16 protein-coding genes and 1 pseudogene are annotated in these 20,159 nt (G+C 56.4%); 8 read left to right on the top strand and 9 right to left on the bottom strand.

The features are described from left to right. The 6 genes and pseudogenes from HMPREF3011_RS10690 to HMPREF3011_RS10665 all read left to right on the top strand — a co-directional run. Window positions 1–1,614 (top strand): annotated as a pseudogene (locus HMPREF3011_RS10690) (hypothetical protein); the annotation flags it as partial. A gap of 28 nt (window positions 1,615–1,642) precedes the next feature. Beyond that, on the top strand, window positions 1,643–5,245 hold the full coding sequence (locus tag HMPREF3011_RS10685) for a murein biosynthesis integral membrane protein MurJ (RefSeq protein WP_070841514.1): 3,603 nt from the start codon (window positions 1,643–1,645) through the stop codon (window positions 5,243–5,245). A 235-nt stretch (window positions 5,246–5,480) separates the two neighbouring features. After that, the gene (locus HMPREF3011_RS10680; protein ID WP_224786658.1) at window positions 5,481–6,044 is read left to right on the top strand and encodes a sigma-70 family RNA polymerase sigma factor; all 564 of its coding nucleotides are present in this window, start codon (window positions 5,481–5,483) and stop codon (window positions 6,042–6,044) included. A gap of 168 nt (window positions 6,045–6,212) precedes the next feature. After that, on the top strand, window positions 6,213–7,151 hold the full coding sequence (gene trxB, locus HMPREF3011_RS10675) for a thioredoxin-disulfide reductase (protein ID WP_038627079.1): 939 nt from the start codon (window positions 6,213–6,215) through the stop codon (window positions 7,149–7,151). A gap of 393 nt (window positions 7,152–7,544) precedes the next feature. Then, window positions 7,545–7,865, top strand: a complete 321-nt coding sequence (gene trxA / locus HMPREF3011_RS10670; protein WP_038627081.1) for a thioredoxin — start codon at window positions 7,545–7,547, stop codon at window positions 7,863–7,865. Between the two features lie 411 nt (window positions 7,866–8,276). Next, window positions 8,277–9,461 carry an N-acetylmuramoyl-L-alanine amidase gene (locus HMPREF3011_RS10665; protein WP_038627083.1) on the top strand — a complete coding sequence of 395 codons (1,185 nt, stop codon included), beginning with the start codon at window positions 8,277–8,279 and terminating at the stop codon, window positions 9,459–9,461. 26 nt (window positions 9,462–9,487) lie between these two features. Here the strand turns inward: HMPREF3011_RS10665 and HMPREF3011_RS11530 are convergent, their stop codons facing one another. The 9 genes from HMPREF3011_RS11530 to rpmH all read right to left on the bottom strand — a co-directional run bounded on the left by HMPREF3011_RS11530 (window position 9,488) and on the right by rpmH (window position 16,008). Next, complete coding sequence (locus HMPREF3011_RS11530; RefSeq protein ID WP_246821531.1) at window positions 9,488–9,907, bottom strand: hypothetical protein; 420 nt, start codon at window positions 9,905–9,907, stop codon at window positions 9,488–9,490. Between the two features lie 44 nt (window positions 9,908–9,951). Then, a complete protein-coding gene (locus tag HMPREF3011_RS11525) occupies window positions 9,952–10,440 on the bottom strand; it encodes a hypothetical protein (protein ID WP_246821529.1) in 489 nt (162 codons plus the stop codon). Between the two features lie 11 nt (window positions 10,441–10,451). Beyond that, complete coding sequence (locus HMPREF3011_RS10655) at window positions 10,452–11,729, bottom strand: ParB/RepB/Spo0J family partition protein (RefSeq protein WP_070841513.1); 1,278 nt, start codon at window positions 11,727–11,729, stop codon at window positions 10,452–10,454. Between the two features lie 21 nt (window positions 11,730–11,750). After that, window positions 11,751–12,707 carry a ParA family protein gene (locus HMPREF3011_RS10650; RefSeq protein WP_038627088.1) on the bottom strand — a complete coding sequence of 319 codons (957 nt, stop codon included), beginning with the start codon at window positions 12,705–12,707 and terminating at the stop codon, window positions 11,751–11,753. A 279-nt stretch (window positions 12,708–12,986) separates the two neighbouring features. Then, window positions 12,987–13,622, bottom strand: a complete 636-nt coding sequence (gene rsmG / locus HMPREF3011_RS10645) for a 16S rRNA (guanine(527)-N(7))-methyltransferase RsmG (protein ID WP_070431835.1) — start codon at window positions 13,620–13,622, stop codon at window positions 12,987–12,989. 320 nt (window positions 13,623–13,942) lie between these two features. Further along, window positions 13,943–15,091, bottom strand: coding sequence for a membrane protein insertase YidC (gene yidC / locus HMPREF3011_RS10640; protein WP_038627091.1), 1,149 nt, complete (start codon window positions 15,089–15,091; stop codon window positions 13,943–13,945). A gap of 86 nt (window positions 15,092–15,177) precedes the next feature. Then, window positions 15,178–15,510, bottom strand: a complete 333-nt coding sequence (gene yidD, locus HMPREF3011_RS11040) for a membrane protein insertion efficiency factor YidD (RefSeq protein ID WP_080972909.1) — start codon at window positions 15,508–15,510, stop codon at window positions 15,178–15,180. Further along, entirely contained in the window at window positions 15,470–15,850 is a 381-nt protein-coding gene (gene rnpA, locus HMPREF3011_RS10635) for a ribonuclease P protein component (protein WP_038627093.1), read from the bottom strand. The genes yidD and rnpA overlap by 41 nt, the downstream gene beginning before the upstream one ends. A gap of 20 nt (window positions 15,851–15,870) precedes the next feature. Then, on the bottom strand, window positions 15,871–16,008 hold the full coding sequence (rpmH, locus tag HMPREF3011_RS10630; RefSeq protein ID WP_005511646.1) for a 50S ribosomal protein L34: 138 nt from the start codon (window positions 16,006–16,008) through the stop codon (window positions 15,871–15,873). Between the two features lie 694 nt (window positions 16,009–16,702). Here rpmH and dnaA point away from each other — a divergent pair. After that, a complete protein-coding gene (dnaA, locus tag HMPREF3011_RS10625) occupies window positions 16,703–18,451 on the top strand; it encodes a chromosomal replication initiator protein DnaA (RefSeq protein WP_038627095.1) in 1,749 nt (582 codons plus the stop codon). Window positions 18,452–18,964: 513 nt separating this feature from the next. Continuing rightward, window positions 18,965–20,155 (top strand): DNA polymerase III subunit beta, encoded by a 1,191-nt coding sequence (gene dnaN, locus HMPREF3011_RS10620; RefSeq protein ID WP_005511615.1) that lies wholly within the window; start codon window positions 18,965–18,967, stop codon window positions 20,153–20,155. Window positions 20,156–20,159 lie beyond the last annotated feature (4 nt).

Here is a 20,159-nt window from a genome sequence, read left to right as displayed (position 1 = left end):
ATTGGCACCAGCCGCCCAAGTCCTGTGGAGTCCTCGCCACGACTGCGGGATTCCTGGGGAAACGCGGATGACACCAATCTCACGCATATGCCCGCCAGCGACAATGCCGCCGACTGGCTTAACCGGCTGCACGATCTCACACAGGACACATGCACACTGTCACTGCCGTGGGGCGGCACCGATGCCAGCGCCGTAGCTCGCGTGGCGGATCAAGAGCTTTCCATGGAGGCACTCGCCGCTGGTCGGCAGACCATCGCCAAGCATTTGGACGTTCAGACACTGCCGGGTATCTATTTGCCGGCCGAGGGATACGTAACGTCGGAAAGCGCCCCGCTGTACTCGGCGGCGACAGCTCTGAGCGGAACCACCCCGGAGCACGCATTCGAAGACCGCGTAGATACCGGCGAGACGATGCCTCCCTCGCCCACTCCGCCCGAAGCCGCGCACGACACCACCGTATTGGTCGCGGACAACACCGCTATCACCGCCGATGGTCAGACACTACGGCCTGGCCACAGTGGTGTGCTTGCCGACGGTAGCCGCGCCTTCGCCCTCTCTGGGGCACTGACAGCCTCTCTGGCTGTAACAGGACGGTCACCCCAGACTGTGGCGTATTCGAATCTGCTCGGACGCTTCGATTTCCGAATCGACTCCGAGGCTGCACGGATGCAGACAGCGATTGGCACTCTGTTCCAATCACTGACTGATTCGGATGCCCCTCGCGCGGCTGTGGTGGCAGCACCACCGTCCGGTTGGGATCCACGCGCTAGCGATGCTGAAGATTTCATGGCCGCGGTTCGGAAAGCCGTGGACGCTAACCTGGCTGAGCTGACTCCGCTGATGGATTCCATCACCGCCGCAGCTCGCGACCTGGATGCGGGCTCGGTTACCCCAGTTGACGAGTTCGCCGATCCCGCGCCGGTGAGTGAAGCGCTCGTGGAGAAGGCTCGGATAGCCTCCCGCGAAATCACGGACCTGACCACAATCATGTCCAACGACCCCAACGTCGCGCTGACGCGGTATGAATTCACCCGCCCCCTGCGGCACGACTTACTGCGCTCGTTTACCACTCTCGGCCGGCGAAATCAGCTGCAGTCAACTGACGTGCAGCGGCGGAGCGAAGAACTCAGCGACCAGGCACTGGTTATGACTCGACGTCTGCGCAATTCAGTGACATTGGTAGCTCCTGGCGGTGTCTACACCCGCGCAACGCAGCTGTCGCCGATTGCGGTGCTGGCTCGCAATGGTCTGCCGCTGCCGGTTCCCGCGTTCGTGCGCGTCGGCGCTGGAGATTCGGTGATGGAGGAGAAGTATGAGGCCGCCATCCCTGCCAAGGGGTCGGTGACTGTTCAGTTCACTCCGAAGTCGGGTGATGATGCAGAATCCACTCCGGCAACCAATGCTCCAGAGGGAGACCGGCCACGGGATAGTGGAGACAATTCCCACAACCTGTTGTTGTGGCTCGAATCACCTGGCGGCACGCCTATTTCTCAATCAGTGAGTATTTCCGTGCAATCCGGCGCTTCCGTCGGGGTTTTGGCTATCGTGACCCTCGTCATCGTCACTGTTGGTGGGTTTTTTGCCGCAAAACGGTCACAGTACTTTCGGAAATAGACCCCCCTTTTAAGCAACAATAGGACATGTGACTGACTCAGACGCGCATAAATCTGGACTTCGAGGCCGCATTCGTCGCCCCGCGCCACCGGCTCCGGTTCCGGCGGCGCGGCCAACGGCTGAATCTCAGCCGGCCGAAGCGGCCCCGGACCTAACTCGCGTATCCGGCCATAAGGCAAATGCCGATACCGCCGCTGACGCGATGACGGAATCGGCATCACCATCGCCGGCAAAGGCGGCAACTGCGACAGCAACCGCTTCCGGCGATTCCTCCGCGGACTCGACGACGGACGCAAATCAGGAACAGTCGAACTCGGACATCGTCGCCTCCACGGGCTCGATGGCAATCGCTACCCTGATTTCACGCATTACGGGTTTTTTGCGAAACCTGCTTATCGGCGCGACGCTGGGTCCGGCTGTGGCTTCAGCCTTCAACGTCGCCAACACACTGCCGAACCTGATTACGGAAATCGTCCTCGGCGCGGTGCTGACTTCTCTGGTGGTGCCGGTGTTGGTGCGCGCGGAGAAGGAGGATCCAGATCACGGTGCCGCCTTCATTAGACGTCTCTTGACTGTCTCTATGACGCTGTTGGCAGTGGTGACGGTGCTAGCAGTGATAGGTGCGCCACTATTGACCAGATTGAGCCTTAACGAGGCCGGTAAGGTCAACGTTCCGCTGGCGACGTCATTTGCGTTCTTATTATTGCCGCAAATCATCTTCTACGGCATATTTGCGCTGCTCATGGCGGTGCTAAACACCAAGGGAATCTTTAAACCCGGTGCGTGGGCACCTGTCGCCAACAACGTCGTGGCCATTGCCACGCTCTTGCTATATCTGTTCCTGCCCGGCCAATTGAGTCCGGATTCGGACGGTTCACTCTCCGATCCGCACATCCTGCTTTTGGGTCTTGGTACCACTCTGGGTGTCGTCATTCAGGCAGCCATCATGATTCCCTACCTCAAGCGCGCGGGCATTGACTTGCGTCCGCTGTGGGGTATCGACGACCGCATCAAACAGTTCACCGGCATGGGTGTTGCGATTATCACCTACGTGGCAATTTCCCAGGCTGGTTACTTCATCACCACCAATATTGCCTCGACTGCCTCCAAGGCAGCGCCGACGATTTACCAGCAGGCTTGGCTGCTGTTGCAGGTGCCCTACGGCATCATCGGCGTTACCTTGCTGACCGCCATCATGCCGCGACTGTCCCGCAATGCAGCCGACGGTAATGATGGGGCAGTGGTCCGCGATCTATCCATCGGTACGCGTCTGACCATGATTGCGCTGGTGCCGATCGTCGCCTTCTTCACCGCATTCGGCCGCCCCATCGCCGTCGGTCTTTTCGCGTATCTGGAGTTCCCCCGCGAAACCGCGGAGATTCTTGGCTGGACGCTGTCCTTCTCGGCGTTCTCGCTTATTCCATATGCCATCGTGCTTTTGCACTTGCGTGTTTTCTACGCCCGTGAAGAGGCCTGGACCCCGACTTTCATCATCCTCGGCATTACCACCGTCAAGGTGATTCTGTCGTTCTTCGCTCCTCGTCTGGCTTCTGACGATGAGACCGTCGTCGTGTTGCTCGGTGCTGCCAACGGTTTCGGTTTCGTCGCCGGCGCAGTAATTGGCTTCTTGCTCTTGCGCCGCACTCTCGGACACTTGGACAGTAAGGCGACCGTCCACACCGTGCTGTGGGCACTGGGGGCGTCGCTTGTCGGTGTCGCCGTTGCTTGGGGCGCATTCGCATTGACCGACCTTGTGCTGTTCGATTTCTTCGGTTCCTTCGGCGTGCTGCTGCAGACCATCGTCACCGGCGTGGTCTTCCTCATCGGTACCGGCCTGGTGCTCGCTCAGGCTCCATTGGAAGAGGTCCGCGTTCTGGGCGGCTTCCTCGGCCGCATCCCGGGTCTACGCCGCTTTGCTCCGCAGCCTCATGCAGCCGACAATGCCGTCGCCGACCGTGAGGATATGGAGCGCGAACGTGGCTTCGCCGCTGATGCTTTCTCGATTGCCCCGTCGAACCTGATCGGCGAGGCCACGGGTCTGGCAAACGAGGGCTTCACCGCTTCGCCGCTGCTGCCGCCGATGCCGACGCAGGGTTCTCGCCCAACCCGCTATGTACCCGGCGAGATGGTCTCAGGTGGTCGTTTCCGTCTGCGTTCTGAAGTCGCGACCTACCCAGGTCTGCGCCTGTGGCGCGCCATGGATATGGGAGATCCCGATAACGCAGATGTCGCACTTGTCTTCGTCGACACGATTGCACTGCCGTACTACGACACTTCGCCATCGGCTGCCGCCCAGAAGATTGCCACGACGACCAATGAGCTGCGTGACTTGGCTGGCGCCGGAATGTCGCGGATTCATAGCGTGGCGAAGACACGCACCGAGGTGCTCATCGTCGCCGACTGGACCAGCAGTATCGGTATTGAGCGGTTCGATCAGGCCGCCCATCCGGATGCCCTGGCACTCGCAGTTGCATCACTTGCCGAGACGATCGCCGACGCCCACGAATCTGGGCGCTGCCTTGGCCTGACAAACAAGCCTGGACAATTGCGAATCAGCAGCGACGGCCACATCTACGACGCTTTCCCCGTCGTTTTGCCCAATAGCTCGCAACGTTCGGACTACAGCGCGTTGCTTTCAGTCATCGACGAGCTGTTCTACAGCGTGACGAACATCCCCTCTGATATTTCTGCTGCCATCGACCGCGCGAAGCAAACACGCCCGGAGAACTTCAATGGGCAGGAGTCGCCAGCTCGCACGCTCGCCGAGGATTTGCGCGCCGCAGCGCTGGGCCCCGATTCTTCGGAGTTTCTCGCAATCGCCCCCGACACCGGTGCGCGCGAATCCGTCGATGCCGGCGGTGCAGCCCAATCAAACGCTCATCACACCAAGAATCGCACCCGCGCATTCAGCACCGGCGCAGTCGTTGTCGGCGTAGTCATTGTCGGTGCACTTGTCGCCGCGGGCATCTTTGGTCTGGTTAACCGTTCCTCGGACGCACCGATTAACTCCGAGTCCGTACGACGCGGCCCGGCTCCGGTCACGACGCTCTCGCTTGCCGACGCTAGCGAGTGGCAGGCCGACACCGACAACCCGGCAGCAGGTCCAGACAATCCGGACATGGCTGAGCTGACCATCGATAATGACGAGGAAAGCTTCTGGGTAACTTCTACTTACCTCAGCCAGTTCGGCAATCGTCCAGAGGACTTTAAACCTGGTGTTGGTATTCGGGTCACTCTGGATGAACCGGCAACCATTCGAGAGCTTAAGGTCTCTGCGACCCCGGGCGCACACATTGAAGTTCGCGGCCTACGCGATGCTGACTCGACGAACTTGGATGACACAACGGTTCTCGGTAGCGCAACCGCCACCTCAGGTACGACAACTATCGAAATTGATAGCCGCGACACCGAGTGGAAGAACCTTGTTGTCTGGATCTCCAGCTTGCCGACGGCTGCGGAAGCGGTAGCCGACAGCAACTCAGACACCGATGCTGATACGAATGCTGATGCTGAGTCGCAGAATTCCGATTCGGACAACCCACTTGTCGGCGACCACAATCTGGCTGAGCAATCCCCGGATTCGTTGCTGCCAGTTGCAATTGGCGATATCCAGGTGCGTGGTACGGAATAACGCTCTGAGCTTGCCTTAGGCGGCAACAGTTTAAGTTGTCCCAAGTTATCCACAGCTACTGGGACATTTTGAAATTCATCCACAGCCCGCGGTCTCCACGGCAGTTTTGCCAAGCGGAGAGCGCAGGTTTCGTGTTTGCATAGGAGCCATGAACTTTGGGGGAAGAAATCGAATTGGGGACAGTCACCGTAAAGCCCATGCGGGTCGGCGACTGGGGGACTATGGCGTCGTCGGTATGCGAAAGCATGCATCTGCGGACGAGGTTGATCGTGAGTTATTAAAGGCGCACCTGGCGGGGGATCGTCGCGCGTTCGCGGTGTTGGCACAGCGTTATTACCCACAGTTGGTAGCTATGGCGCGGCGATATCGTCGGGATGATTTCGATCCCTTGGATGGGGTACAGGAGGGGTTGGCGCGGGCAATTGCGGGGGCGGCGAGTTTTCGCGGGCGTTCTACGGTGGCGACGTGGCTGACGTGCATCGTGAAGAATGCGTGTATTGACCACATCCGCGGTCGTTTCGGGGAGATTTCTCTGTGCGATAAGGACGAAGATTTTGAGACGCTTCTGAGTTCACAGCCGATTCCCTGCCCGGATGTTCCGCTACGAGTGACTATGGTCGCCGCATTGGAGCAGTTACCAACGGATCAGCGGGATGCCCTGTTGTACTTGGACATCTTTGGGTATTCGCTGCAAGAGACCTCTCGCAGTATTGGGCAACCGAGCGGAACGTTGAAGTCTCGACGAGCGCGGGCGCGTCGTGCGCTTCGGCGACAGTTGGAAGAAGTGCAGGTGGCCTAACAACTGCGAAGCAGGGGAGAAACAGGGGAGGGGAATAGAGATGGCTAACCTCACGTTGGTTGAGGTAGCTGTTTCCGGTAATTTCTTTCCCGGAGCTGAAAAATTTGCTTACTACTGAGCATCACTGTGCGCCATGTGATGTGAGAGATAAAAATTATAGGAGTCTTCATGAGCGATATCGTTCACGACCTGATCATTGTCGGTTCCGGTCCCGCCGGCTACACGGCTGCCACCTACGCAGCCCGCGCCGACCTGAAGCCTGTGGTGTTCGAGGGCATCGAGTTTGGCGGTCTGCTTATGACGACTACCGACGTGGAGAACTACCCAGGTTTCTCCGAGGGCATCATGGGGCCAGAGCTAATGGATCAGATGCGCGCCCAGGCTGAGCGCTTCGGCGCTGACCTGCGCATGGAGATTGTTGATCGCATGGATCTCACCGGCGACATCAAGTCTGTTTGGGTTGGCGGAGAAGAGCACAAGGCTCACGCTGTCATCTTGGCAACCGGTGCCGCTCCGCGTTATGTCGGTGCTCCGGGCGAGCAGGCACTGCTGGGCCACGGTGTCAGCGCCTGTGCCACCTGTGATGGTTTCTTCTTCCGTGACCACGATATCGCCGTCATCGGTGGCGGTGACTCCGCGATGGAAGAGGCAACCTTCCTTACCAAGTTCGCCCGCTCGGTGACGATTGTCCATCGCCGCGACGAGTTCCGCGCGTCAAAGATTATGGTTGAGCGCGCCCAGAACAATGACAAGATTCGCTTTGCGACGAACAAGGTTGTGTCCCAGGTTCTTGGTGAGGACAAGGGTTCAGTTACCGGTCTCGAGCTGGAAGACACCGTCACTGGCGAGAAATCCGTCCTCGATGTGACTGCCATGTTCGTAGCAATTGGCCACGAGCCACGTTCGCAGATGGTTCGCAATCAGCTGGACTGCGACGAGAATGGCTACATTCAGGTAGCCGCTCCGAGCACCCAGACCTCCCTCAAGGGTGTCTTTGCAGCGGGCGACGTTGTTGACTCGCATTACCAGCAGGCAATTACCGCCGCCGGCTCTGGCTGCAAGGCCGCGCTGGATGCTGAGCACTACTTGGAAACTGTTGCTCGGTAGCTGAAAGCAGGGTAGCCTCGCTAGCTGGATAAACAGCTATTAGTTGGGGCGGTGCAATTGTTGGATAACGCCAACGATTGCAGACATCCAACTATTGGGAGTACCCGATAGTCAGTCAGCCCAATTGTTGTTAGCTGTCGCTCAATGAGGGCGCAGCGGGACGTGTTATAGCCCGATCCGCCCCGCACCCATCGAGCGCTCGCAGCGTTCCCAAGAACACCATTAATTAACAATTTAGTACTTCACTCACGCCACCGGAAGCCCTAATTTTTGACGCCTTTAGCGCCAAATCCGTACGCGAGACTGAAGAAACTAGGTTGAAAAATTAGAATCAAGAGCACGAATCAAAACCACTAAGAACTCAAACGAGCTCATTCTAAGGAGAAGAATTTCATGGCTCCGGTAACTGTCACCGCCAATACCTTTAAGTCCGATGTCCTCGAATCCGATAAGCCGGTACTTGTAGATTTCTGGGCAGAGTGGTGTGGCCCGTGTAAGAAGATTGCTCCCGTTCTCGACGAGGTTGCGACCGAGCTCGATGGCAAGGCCGTCATCGCCAAGGTCAACGTCGATGAGGAGCGTGCACTGGCTGGCATGTTCCAGATTATGTCCATCCCAAGCCTGCTCCTATTCAAGGACGGCAAGAAGGTCGAAGAGATTCGCGGAATCCGCCCGAAGGGCGAAATCACGGCGCTCATCGAGAAGCACCTTTAAAAAAACCAGGGGTTGCTCCTTATCCGATACGAGGTCGCACCTGCTCACCCGTCACTTCACTTCTCCCACCTTCCTTGGACACGCCCCATTAAGATGTGACTGAAGTTATGGTTGTGATTTAGAGTTAGTTCTGGGGTTTTGCCGTCGGGCTTGCCGACGCGCCCTCGTAACAATCAATTCGCGCCTGCGACCTGGTAATCTTGCTGGAAATGGCGGTTTACGTCTTCCTTAATACCGTGAAGGAACCAGGTTGCCGCCAACTTAAGAGGTATTGCTGACCATATCCTCTGAGAGTGCGCGAAGTTTCTTAACTGAAGTTTCGTTTAGCTCACTGGCCAGTAATACTGATTAAGTGTTGTGAGAACCCCACAACGGCCTGAACATAATTGTGGAGTTCGGAAGGGAGTTTTCGTGCCAGAGTTTCTGAAGGTGGGCGATAGGTCACCTCGTGTTGCCGAGGTACGTTCTACCCTGGCTCGTCTTGGGCTTCTGCCCAACTGGGAGGGCTCAGCTGCAGAGGAGAACTCGCCTCAGTGGTCTGGTGACGACGACCTGTTTGATGAGGATATGCGCAACGCTCTCCTGGCGTTCCAACAGTCCCGCGGTGTCTATGCCGACGGCATCATCCGCGACAGCACCCTGCGCCTACTGCGAGAAGCTTCGTACACTCTGGGCACCCGCGTACTGTCCTACGATCCACTGTCACAAATGACCGGTGAGGACGTGGGCGTCCTCCAAGCTACCTTGCAGGAGCTCGGTTTCCACGATGCCCGAGTAGACGGCCACTTCGGCCCGAAGACCGATGCATCTGTGCGTGAATACCAGCTCAATTACGGGTTGGAGCCCGACGGTATCTGTGGCCCCGTTACTCTCCGAGCGCTCAGCTACTTGGGTAGAAGGGTTACTGGTGGCTCGGTAAACGCTTTCCACGAGAAGGAAATCCTGCGCACGATGGGGCCTAAGCTCTCAGGCAAGCGCATTGTCATTGATCCAGGCCTTGGGGCAGGGGAGCCCGGCGTCGTGGTCGACGGCCCCTACGGTCAGATTTCTGAAGAGGAAATTCTTTGGGATTTGGCCTCTCGCATCGAAGGTCGTCTTGTCGCGGCGGGTGCAGAGACTATTCTGTCTCGTCCTCGTACCGACAACCCATCTATCGAAGATCGAGCTGAGATGGCCAACGCATTTGGCGCTGACATCTTCATCTCCCTGCAGGCTGATCACTATCACAACAACCGCGCCAGCGGTATTGCGACCTTTTACTTCGGCTCGATGAAGGGCTCCAACTCCATTCTGGGCGAACAGCTCTCTGGCCTTATTCAGCGGGAAATTGTTGCCCGTACGAGCCTGGTGGACTGCCGCTCGCACGCCCGTACTTGGGATCTCCTCCGTCTGACCAGGATGCCCACGGTGGAAGTCGCCGTTGGTTACCTGACCAATGAGGATGACGTGGCAATTCTTTCTTCCCCAGATCAGCGGGACGTAATTGCCGAATCTATCGTTGTCGCTGTAAAGCGTCTGTACCTGGGCGATGAAGAGGAGCAACCAATGACCGGCGCTTACAGCTTTGCTCAGCTGATTGAAGAGGAAAAAGCCTAAACACGGCCGGCCTATGTAACCCGGTGCTAGAGACTGAACAGCTTTGAGCGCATAAAGGGTTCTTTCGCACTTAGATCCAACGCATGACCGATTTCTTCATCCCAGTCCAATTCCGCATCCAACTCGATACGGAGTTTCGGATGAATCGGATGTGGAGTCACCACCCGAAACCCGGAGTCAAGAAGGGTTCGCGTACGAATTAAATCACCGGCGTTATGGTTAATCGCCGCCAACGAATCTGAGATACACGGCTTTGGATTTAGCTTTTCTTCGAGTTGCGCCTCGAAATCAGCGATTAGATTCTCCGTGCCGTCGTCAGGCGTTGGCGATGACGGCGTGGGTCCCGACATAGAATCCGCTGTGCCACTGCAACCAAACGCCTCTACCGCTGAGATCCCGCGCAGCGCGAGCTTGTGCAGAGCGGTCACAATGAGAACGCGGAGCATGTCATCATCGACCTCTAAAGCGTTGTAATGCAGACTCGTCAGCGCTATCGCATCCGGCGATATTGGCCCGGAAGGCATGGAAATGTCGTCGGGCAGAAGCGCGGGGGCGCAAAGAGGAGCGTGCCGACGGTCTCAGGCTTCCCATCGATACGTGATGCCGGTGGCTTTCGCCGTAGCGAATATCCGCACGGCCCCCAGGAAAGGTAGACGGTATTGAGCCATGCTTCCTTCTCCAAGCGCACCTGGGCGGCTAAATCAGAGCTTAGGACGCTATTTAAGGGGCTCTCACTAGCTCCGGTTGGCCGAATAGGGGGTTGGCTGTCCGAATGCTTTAAATCGCCGTTGAGGGCTTCATCCTCTTCTGGCTTGCGAGGGTCCAAATTAGGTTCGCGCGGCTCAGACGAGAAGTGGGCTAGGGCAGTTGCAGTACGGATATGCTCCATGCCCTGTTCCCAAAACAGGCTTAACATCGTCTCCGGATAGATTCCATCGATGTCGGCCAGCGAGATTTTCTCGATGAATACTTCAGTCACAGTAACCGGGTTTACTCTTCGTCGAGATGCATCAGTGACATGATGCGATCAAAGTCCTCGAGGTTGCCGAATTCGATGACAATTTTGCCCTTACGCTTGCCCATCTGGGCAGTCACCTTCGTATCAAAAGAATTGGACAGGCGATCAGCCCAATTGTGGAGTACCTCCGGCTGCGGAGTGGGCTCGCGGTGCTGCTTCTTTGGTCGCTCGCCTGCATTGAGTAATGTCACTGCTTCTTCGGTCGCACGGACAGATAGTCCTTCAGCAACAATTCGCTCGGCGAGGCGCTGCTGTTCCTCCTTACCTGCCTTGACCCCAAGCAAGGCACGTGCGTGGCCAGCCGACAGAACACCGACCGCTACTCGTCGCTGTACCTCCACCGGCAACTGCAAGAGTCGAATCATGTTGGTAATAACGGGCCGCGAGCGACCGATACGATCCGCCAGCTCTGCCTGAGTAACACCAAACTCATCGAGCAGCTGTTGGTACGCAGCGGCCTCTTCGAGTGGGTTCAGCTGCACGCGATGGATGTTCTCTAGTAGGGCATCGCGGAGCATGTCCTGGTTTGGAGTATCGCGAACGATGGCGGGAATCGTGTCAATTCCAGCTCGCTGAGAAGCACGCCAGCGACGTTCACCCATGATGATTTCAAACTCGGGTTGCAGCGCATTCGGATCTTCCTTGCGCGCTGCCTCGAGCGCTGCCGCACGATTATCCGTTGAGATTGGTCGTACGATAATCGGCTGCAATAGACCGAACTCACGAATAGAGTGAGCAAGCTCATTCAAGGGCTCTTCATCGAAGACCTCTCGTGGCTGCTTCGGGTTCGGCGTGATGAGCTTCAAATCGACCTCGCGATAGGTCGCGCCAAACTCGTTTGCGGCCGTAGTGTCAACATCAGCAGCCTCGGCGCCACTGTAGTCCGCTACTCCCGACGTCGTCGAGGGCATTGTTTCACGTGAAACATTGCTAGACTTACCAATAGCGTTATCGTCACTGTGACGTTTATTCGCCTCATTAGTATGCGGCTCGCTTTGCCCGGATTTTGTGGATTTTCCGGCGTTTTTCCTCTCAGGCAACGAGGTGCCGGATTCCGTCGCGGCCGCGCCCAATACGTCGGCAACTCCGCTACTGGCATACTGCTTCGCCCCCTGGGTACGGCGGGGACCGAAAATAATATCCGCGGCACTTTCACCTACCGACGGGTTAGCCGCCGGAGCAGTTGGGATCAGTGCGGCGATACCGCGACCGAGCCCTCCCTTGCGGTTCTCCTTCTTTTGATTCGACATGGGTTACTACTCCTAGTTGCTTTAATTTGGCTCAGTGGAATTGGACGGGGTAGGGGAGGAAGCTGGCTTTTGCCCAATCGCACTTCCCCCCGGAACTGCTGAATAGTCGCCACGCGTTGCCAATTCCTTTGCAGCATCAAGATAAGCAACTGCGCCCCGAGACCCTGGATCGTAGGAAATTACGGTCTGCGAATATCCCGGCGCCTCCGATACCTTCACGGATCGAGGGATGAGATTACGTAGAACAACCTCGCCGAAGTAGTTACGTACCTCATTGGCAACTTCTTCTGACAGTTTGGTGCGGCCATCGAACATAGTGAGCAGCACAGCAGAAATATGCAGCTCCGGATTGAGATGCTGACGAATCATCTGCACGTTATTCATCAGCTGTGTCACACCCTCCAAGGCGTAAAACTCACACTGAATCGGTATCAACACCTCGTTGGCGGCGGTCATCGAATTCAGCGTCAACAGACCAAGCGAAGGCGGGCAGTCAATAATGAGAAAGTCGAAGCCATTGTCGATCAAGTACTGATCTGGAACTGCATCGAGAAGTCGGCGCTCACGGTTCAGGAGCGAGACCAGCTCAATCTCGGAGCCCGCCAAGTCCAATGTCGCCGGCACACAATAGAGGTTCTCAGATTCAGGGGAACGCTGGATGACATCGTCAATCTGTAGCTCGCCGATGAGAAGCTCATACGTCGAAGGAGTCCCGGAAACATGCTCAATGCCCAGGGCCGTAGAAGCATTTCCCTGCGGGTCATTATCGATGACCAGAACCTTGAGACCATGCCGCGCGAGCGCCGAAGCGATGTTGACTGCCGAGGTGGTCTTGCCCACGCCACCCTTCTGGTTGGCGATCGTGATACGACGCGGTCGCTCGGGGCGTGGAAGCGATAAACGGTTCGGAGCCTTAACTTGCGCCGCTCGTTGAGCTGCCACAGCAATGGGTGTGTCTTGCCAGGACTTCCGGCTCATTAACTATTCCCCTTACAAGCACAGCAATCACCAATCATGGCCACTGGAGTGCGAATTTAAACTTAGTAACTATCTGCAAAAGCGTAATCATCAAGCCCCAACAACCGTTAGACGCCGACGATTGTGGAAATGTTTCACGTGAAACATCCACCTTGGTCGCTAGGACTTTGCCATACCGCGATACTTATCCCACTCTAGCCCGACGGTACTACGCGCCTCAATGCCGAAACCAAAACACAAACGAATCCGCAGTGGAGTAGGGGAAGTGGGGCTTACAGCCTACTTCTTCTGGATAATCACGGCGTACGTCGAGGTTCCCAACACGGATCCGCCGACCTCTACGACGCGAGGATTAATTCCCTTCGCCTTTGCAATAAGTTTTGCATCCCGATCGATTTCCTCTTGGGCAGTTCCACCCTTCAGTGCAACCATCGCGCCCCCGGATTTAACTAAAGGAAGCGACCATCCCGCCAACTTCCCCAGAGGGGCAACAGCGCGGGAGGTAACGACATCCACTTGGCCAATCTCAGCGCGAACCACTTTCTCCTCAGCACGCCCGCGAACTACCGTTACATTGTCCAGCTCAAGATCTTCCACAACTTCGTTCAAAAAGGTTGTGCGGCGCAGCAATGGTTCCACAAGCATGACCTTCAAATCCGGTCGTGCTAGAGCAAGTGGAATGCCGGGCAAGCCCGCCCCCGAACCAATATCCGCAACTACAAGCCCTTTGCCTATCGCTTCTCCAACTACCGCAGAATTGATAATGTGCCGATCCCACAGCTTTGGAGCTTCACGTGGTCCAATCAAACCTCGGACTGTCGCCTCCTCGGCCAACCATGAGTGGTAGCGGTATGCCCGATCGACATTCTCTCCAAACACGGTATCTATCACCGAACGCAGATCTGCATCGACCAAAACTGCGGAGGCTTCTTGCTTATCGACATCTTTCACGGAGTTACTCAACAGTTCCTCTAACCTTTCCAATGGGGCAGCTGTGCCGTCACTCGTCGAGCTTTTCAACACCCCTAGTGTACGACAGTGCAACAGCGATGTTTCACGTGAAACATTGACTGGGGATGGATGCCAAACTTGAGGCTCCAGAGAAAATTACAGATCTGTAATAACAGCGACGTTGTTTGCGTGGGAGGGGACTAAGGCAAACAAAAACGCCCCGCATTTGATGCGGGGCGTTCTGAGTAATTAACTTATGTAGACGAAGCGTGGTGCTACTTCAGCTATTTCTTTTTGCGCTTCCGTTTCTTCCGATTCGCGGGCTTCTGTCCCGGCGCCGGCTTGGAAGCCGGACCCTGCTGTCCCTTCGCCGAATTACCATCTGGAAGGTGGCTAGAAGCCTTGTTCGCAGTAGAAGCCTCACCAGACTGCAACTGCTGCGCATTCTGCGCTGCCTGGCGCTTGCCACCCTTCTTGGGGTTGATTGGCTTCTGGCCAACCTTCGGAGCGAGCTTCTCCTGTGCCTCGCGCTTAGCAGCCTTCTTGGCTGCGACAGCTTCCTTCTCTTCCTCATCCAGCTTGCCAAAGATGTAGCGCTGCTGGAAGTAGGTCCACACGTTGTTAGTCACCATGTAGACAAGAAGACCGATGTGCCAGAAAGCACCGGTAACAAGAATCATGATTGGGAAGAACCAAAGCATCATCTTGTTCATCATGTCCATCTGCTGACCCATAGGGCCTTCCTGGCGCTTCACCAAGCCGGCTTCCTGGCGGGCACGGGTGCGCTCAACAGACATGCGAGCGTTGAAGTGCGTTGCCAGTGCCGCGACAACAATCAGCGGGATAGCAACGATCATGATGTCCATGCGGGTGAAGTCTGCAGGCGTACCAGGCACGGTAAAGGCTGCGTATTGATCCTCACCCATTCCAACCGAACTGGACAGTGGAGCATTGAGCACACGAGCCAGCAGGAAGGACCGCACCTCATCTACACCGAAGATGTAGTTAGGCGTATTCCAGTTCTGCCCCACCGACATGCCGAGCGCATTGCCCGACGTACCCGTTCGGTTAAACGAACGCAGCACGTGGAAAAGACCGATGAACACAGGCATCTGAACCAGAATCGGCAGACAGCCGCCGAGCGGGTTGACACCCATTTCCTTCTGTAGCTGGCGCATAGCAAGAGCCTGAGCCTGCTGATCATTCTTGTACTTCTCCTTGATCGCCTGCATCTCAGGAGCGAGCTGCTGCATCTTGATGGCAGAACGCTGCTGGTTCAGCATCGGCTTAAACAGGAGGATACGGATGGTGACCACAAGCAAAATAATGGCCAGCACCCACGAGATACCCGAGGAGGGATCGAATAGGAAACCTGAGGCCTTATGCCAGAACCACAGGATGGCCGAAATCGGCCAATACACGAAATTGAGCACGGTCTAAGATCACTCCGTTCTTTAGGGGGCAGCGCACTCGCGCCTTCGTCTACAAAGCCCGGTCAAAGGCTAAGCATTACTAGAGGTTACCTGTGCATTCGCTTTAACCACGAACCCAGGCCGGGGAATGTAGCTGGAACTGGATCCCAGCCGCCCGGATGCCAGGGTGCGCAACGGAAGATACGCAGGAGAGTCAGCCACAGGCCACGAATCGCTCCGAAGCGGCGCACGGCCTCAAGACCATATGCGGAGCACGTCGGTTCAAAACGACATGTGCTCGTTGGCTTCAGATTAGAGATACGACGGCGGTAGAAGAGAATCGCCCTCTCAGCCACACGTGCACCGGGGGCCTGGGCGAGGGGGCCGTCGTCAAGCGAATTAGCGCCGACGTTCGTATGTAGCGAGTGCCGATTGCACATCGTGGGACAGCTCCTGGCTGGTGGCTGTGGCAGAAGCGGGCAGCGCGCGAACGACAATGTCCATAGTGGACGGGAGATCCTGCGCGGCCGCGGCCATAACATGGCGGAGCTTGCGGGATACAGCGTGACGAGTCACGGCGTTGCCCACAGCTTTAGATACGACAAGACCGACACGTGGACCACCAAACCTGGCAATCTGCGTATCGGTCTTATCTCCACCGCCAGAAGCGGCGGTGTCACGAATATGCAAGACCAACGTCTTGCGTCCGATTCGGCGTCCACGTCGTACGGTGACCGTGAAGTCACGCGAAGAACGCAGCTTATTGCTCTGAGGGAGCACCGAAATCGGCGTCCTCTTACTTAAGCGGACAGGCGGGCACGGCCCTTGCTGCGGCGTGCTGCCACAACAGCGCGACCGGAACGGGTACGCATACGGGTACGGAAGCCGTGCACGCGTGCACGACGGCGGTTATTCGGCTGGAACGTCCGCTTCGACACGGTTGACACTCCTTGAAACTCAAACGACCACGAGTCCACGCTGAACACACCGCAGTAAACCTCTCGCTTTGAGTGCGAGGCAGCGATGCGTCTGACGCATTCCCGTGATGCACGGAAAAATTACTTACCGACAGAATGAAAGCTACAAGCGTTCTGTCGGGTCCAAGCACGAGCTCGGACTCATATCTCAATGGATATGAAACACCCAGATAGGTTACGTCGAATCGAGCGAGAAATTCAAATCAACACGCCGGATTTACCTGGAGAATCATTTTCCAAGTTTTCCAACGGTACCGATGTTGACCTGTGGAAATACTGACCTATGCACCGCAATCCACAGGGTGTTTATCCAATCAGCTGTGGATAACTTCCACACCATGAATCACAGCGAGCAGGGAAAATAACGTGTTTACCTAGGTAAACGCAGACTAGGGGGCTATTTTTCATTGTGGGCAAACTGTGGATAAACTGTTAGTCAATTAGCGACGATGTTTATCCACAGGTGTGGACAAACATGTGGAAGTCCTGCTCGGGGCGTATAGCACCTTGTGTAGAAACACCCCACAGGGCGAATTACAAGAAATAGCCCCCAAATGGGCAGATATGGCACTCTCGCCATGCCGAAAACACTCCACAAAAACAGGTCGCCTCGATAAATTTGATGAACGTAAACATGTAAAAGGACATTCACACAGTGAGCGAACAACCAGAATTGCCAGGTGGACTCTGGGAGCAGGTCGTTTCTATCCTGACTTCACCAGAAGGTGCGCCGGAGTTGGGTATTGCACCACTACGCTCGCCACACAAGGCACTGCTGCGGTCAGTGACGCACACTGGTGACTTTCCAGGTTTTTTCCTGCTCAGCACTCAATCGCCAGTGGTGCAGGCGCTGGTAAAAGAAGAGCTCAAGGGCATTATCGAGGCCGTCTTAGCTTCGCTGACCGGCGAGGAGTTGGAAACGGTCATCACCGTTGCTGATCCTGCTGACGACGCTGAAGATAGCCAGGCAGCAGAGGCCACTCAACCATCTGCACAGCACTCGAGACAGACCCCATCTGCAGCTTCGCGTCCGCAGCAGGCTCAGCGTCAACAGCCAAACCAGCAACACCAGCAGCAGTCTGGCCGTAACTACCCGTTCCCCAGTGCAGATACGAACGACTTCAATCTCCACGAGCAGCACCAGGGATCGACACAGATGCCACAAGTGCCGCAGACGCATCAGCCAAATGTCCATAATCAGCAAAGTGCCCAGTCACAGCACCGATCGATGGACGCCGTGGATTCAATGGCGCAGGGGCTTTCGCACTCATCTGCCGAGAATCCGATGACTATTGCTGATCAGCGCCAGGTCACAAGTCCTTTCCGCTCCGAGAGCCACGGCACTCCAACCGAGATGAGCATGCCTTTCGAGGAGCCAACCCTCAACCCGAACTACACCTTCGAGACCTTCGTTATTGGTCCGCAGAATAAGTTCGCCGCTGCAGCCGCCGTCGCTGTTGCGGAGTCTCCGGGGCGCACCTACAACCCGCTGTTTATCTCCGGCGGTTCGGGTCTTGGCAAGACGCACCTGCTCCACGGCATTGGTCACTACGCCAAGCATTTGTACCCTAACCTGCGGGTTCGTTACGTTTCCTCGGAAGAGTTCACCAACGACTTCATTAATTCCGTGCGTGACGACGCCCAAGAATCCTTCAAGCGTCGCTACCGCGATTTGGACATGCTCATCATCGATGACATCCAATTCTTGGAGGGCAAGGAAGGTACACAGGAAGAGTTCTTCCATACGTTCAATGCCCTGCACCAGTCCAATCACCAGATTGTGCTGTCGTCGGACCGCCCACCGCGGGAGCTTAAGACTCTGGAGGATCGCCTTCGTACCCGCTTCCAGTGGGGGCTCAATCCGGATCTGCAATACCCGGACTTGGAGACGCGAATCGCAATTCTGTCGAAGAAGGCACAGCTATCTGATCTGGTCGTTCCGCATGATGTACTCCAGTACATCGCGGAGAACACCTCGTCTTCTATTCGTGAGCTCGAGGGGCGTCTACTGCAGATTAGCGCTCATGCATCCATGATTCATGAGCCTGTGACCTTGAAGTTTGCACAGGAGATCCTCGGTGCCGACGAAATCGAGGTGCAGATTACTCCGGAGATCATCATCTCCACCACGGCTGAGTACTTCGACCTAACGGTTGCAGATTTAGTGGGCCCGGGTAAGACTCGCCCGGTCGCTCATGCACGCCAGATTGCGATGTACCTGACGAGGTCCTTCACCGAGCTTTCGTTGCCGTCGATTGGCCGGGAGTTCGGAAATCGTGACCATTCGACGGTTTTGCACGCTGAACGCAAGATTGTTAAGGAAATTCAGGAGAAGAAGCCCTCAAAGGACCAGGTCAACGACCTGACCACACGCATTCGAGATCGAGCTCGTGGAACGGCTTAAAAACCTTGGGTTCGGCGTGCGGAATTCTTGTTATTAACTGCGGTTTTTCCGTGCACAGAGCTGTGGACAACTCGTAAATTTTGTGGATGAAAGATGAAGTCCGAACGCTATCCACAGACACCCCAAGTTATCCACAGTTAGGCGCACTGGTTATCCACAGCGCGAAACCAGTGAAGACCAGCGGGAATCATGTAATTTCACAATGTGCACACCCCCTATTACTACTCCCGACTTTAAAAATCTCTAGAAACTTCTAGATAAAAGGGGGCCTGCGCACAACCCCGGGCAAGCAACTTCTGGCGCACAACTTTAAAAATGCCAAGAACGAGTAAGAACTACGATTAAGCACTAGACGGACTACAAGAATCCCAGTGAGGTCTTTGGCAGTCTGCAGTAGAGTTGTACGATGGAATCTTTGTAACTCCAGTCATGTGTGCTGACATAGCACGCTGACAACACAAAAGACGGCTAATAAACGGCTAAAAACAGACATCCAATACCGGTGGAGGAACGATGGAGCAGACCGAAGTCCGTATTCGCGCGGCTAAGGACGATCTCGCGGGTGCGGTGAGCTGGGTTGCTCGTAACCTGCCTGCACGCCCGACTCAGCCGATTCTGCGTGGCATGATTTTTCTCGCGGATGACAATGGTCTGCAGCTCGCTGGCTATGACTACGAGGTCTCCACTCAGATTCGTATTAGCGCAGAGGTCGATGAGCCCGGTCGCTTCGCCGTCAATGGCAAGTTGGTTTCTGACATTGTTTCTAAGCTGCCGAATAAGCAGGTAGAGATGCACTTTGATGGCACGAAGGTCATCGTTCGCTGTGGTTCTTCCCGCTTCGAGCTGCCAAGTCTGACCTTGGAGGATTACCCGCAGCTACCGGAAGCTCCGGCTGCTACCGGCACTGTCGATGCCGCTCTGCTGGCCGAGGCTATTGGTCAGGTCGCTGTCGCTGCCGGCAAGGATGAGTCGCTGCCGATGCTGACCGGCATCCGGATGGAAACCGAAGGTAACGAGGTCACTCTCGCTGCCACCGACCGTTTCCGCCTGGCGGTTCGCAGTTTCGAGTGGGAGCAGGTTCCGGAGGGTGAGACCAAGCTGCTCATCCCGGCCAAGACCTTCGCGGAGACCGCCCGCACTCTCGATACCACTTCTAGCGAGCCAGTGACCTTGGCATTCGGCGACGGATCCGATGATCGTGAGGTCGGCTCCGAAGGCCTGCTGGCTATCCTCGCCGATCCTCGTCGCACTACCACGCGACTGCTGGACGCCGAGTTCCCGAAGTTCCGCCCGCTACTGCCGAAGCAGCATTCCTCCATGGCTGTTGCCCGTGTTGACCAGCTGCAGGATGCTATCCGTCGTGTGTCTCTGATGGCGGATCACGGTGCGCAGATTCGCATGGACTTCTCCGACGGTCAGGTTGTCCTTTCCGCTCATGGAGACGAGGTTGGTCACGCAGAAGAGACTGTGGCCTGCAACTTCTATGGTGAACCACTTCTGATTGCCTTCAACCCGCAGTACCTGCTCGAGGGGCTCAGCGCTGTTCGCTCCCATCGTGTTTTGCTGGGCTTTACGCAGCCGTCGCGTCCTGCGATTCTCATTCCGGAGCCGGAAGCCATTCCGGAGCTCGGTGAGGACGGCTTCTACCCAACGCCGGAGACCGACTTCACTTACCTGCTGATGCCTGTGCGCCTGCCGGGCTAGTCTG

The sequence above is a fragment of the Corynebacterium sp. HMSC074C04 genome, assembly GCF_001838295.1.
In the GTDB taxonomy this organism is placed as follows: Bacteria; Actinomycetota; Actinomycetes; order Mycobacteriales; family Mycobacteriaceae; genus Corynebacterium; species Corynebacterium amycolatum.
This window is presented reverse-complemented; position numbering and strand designations above follow the sequence as displayed.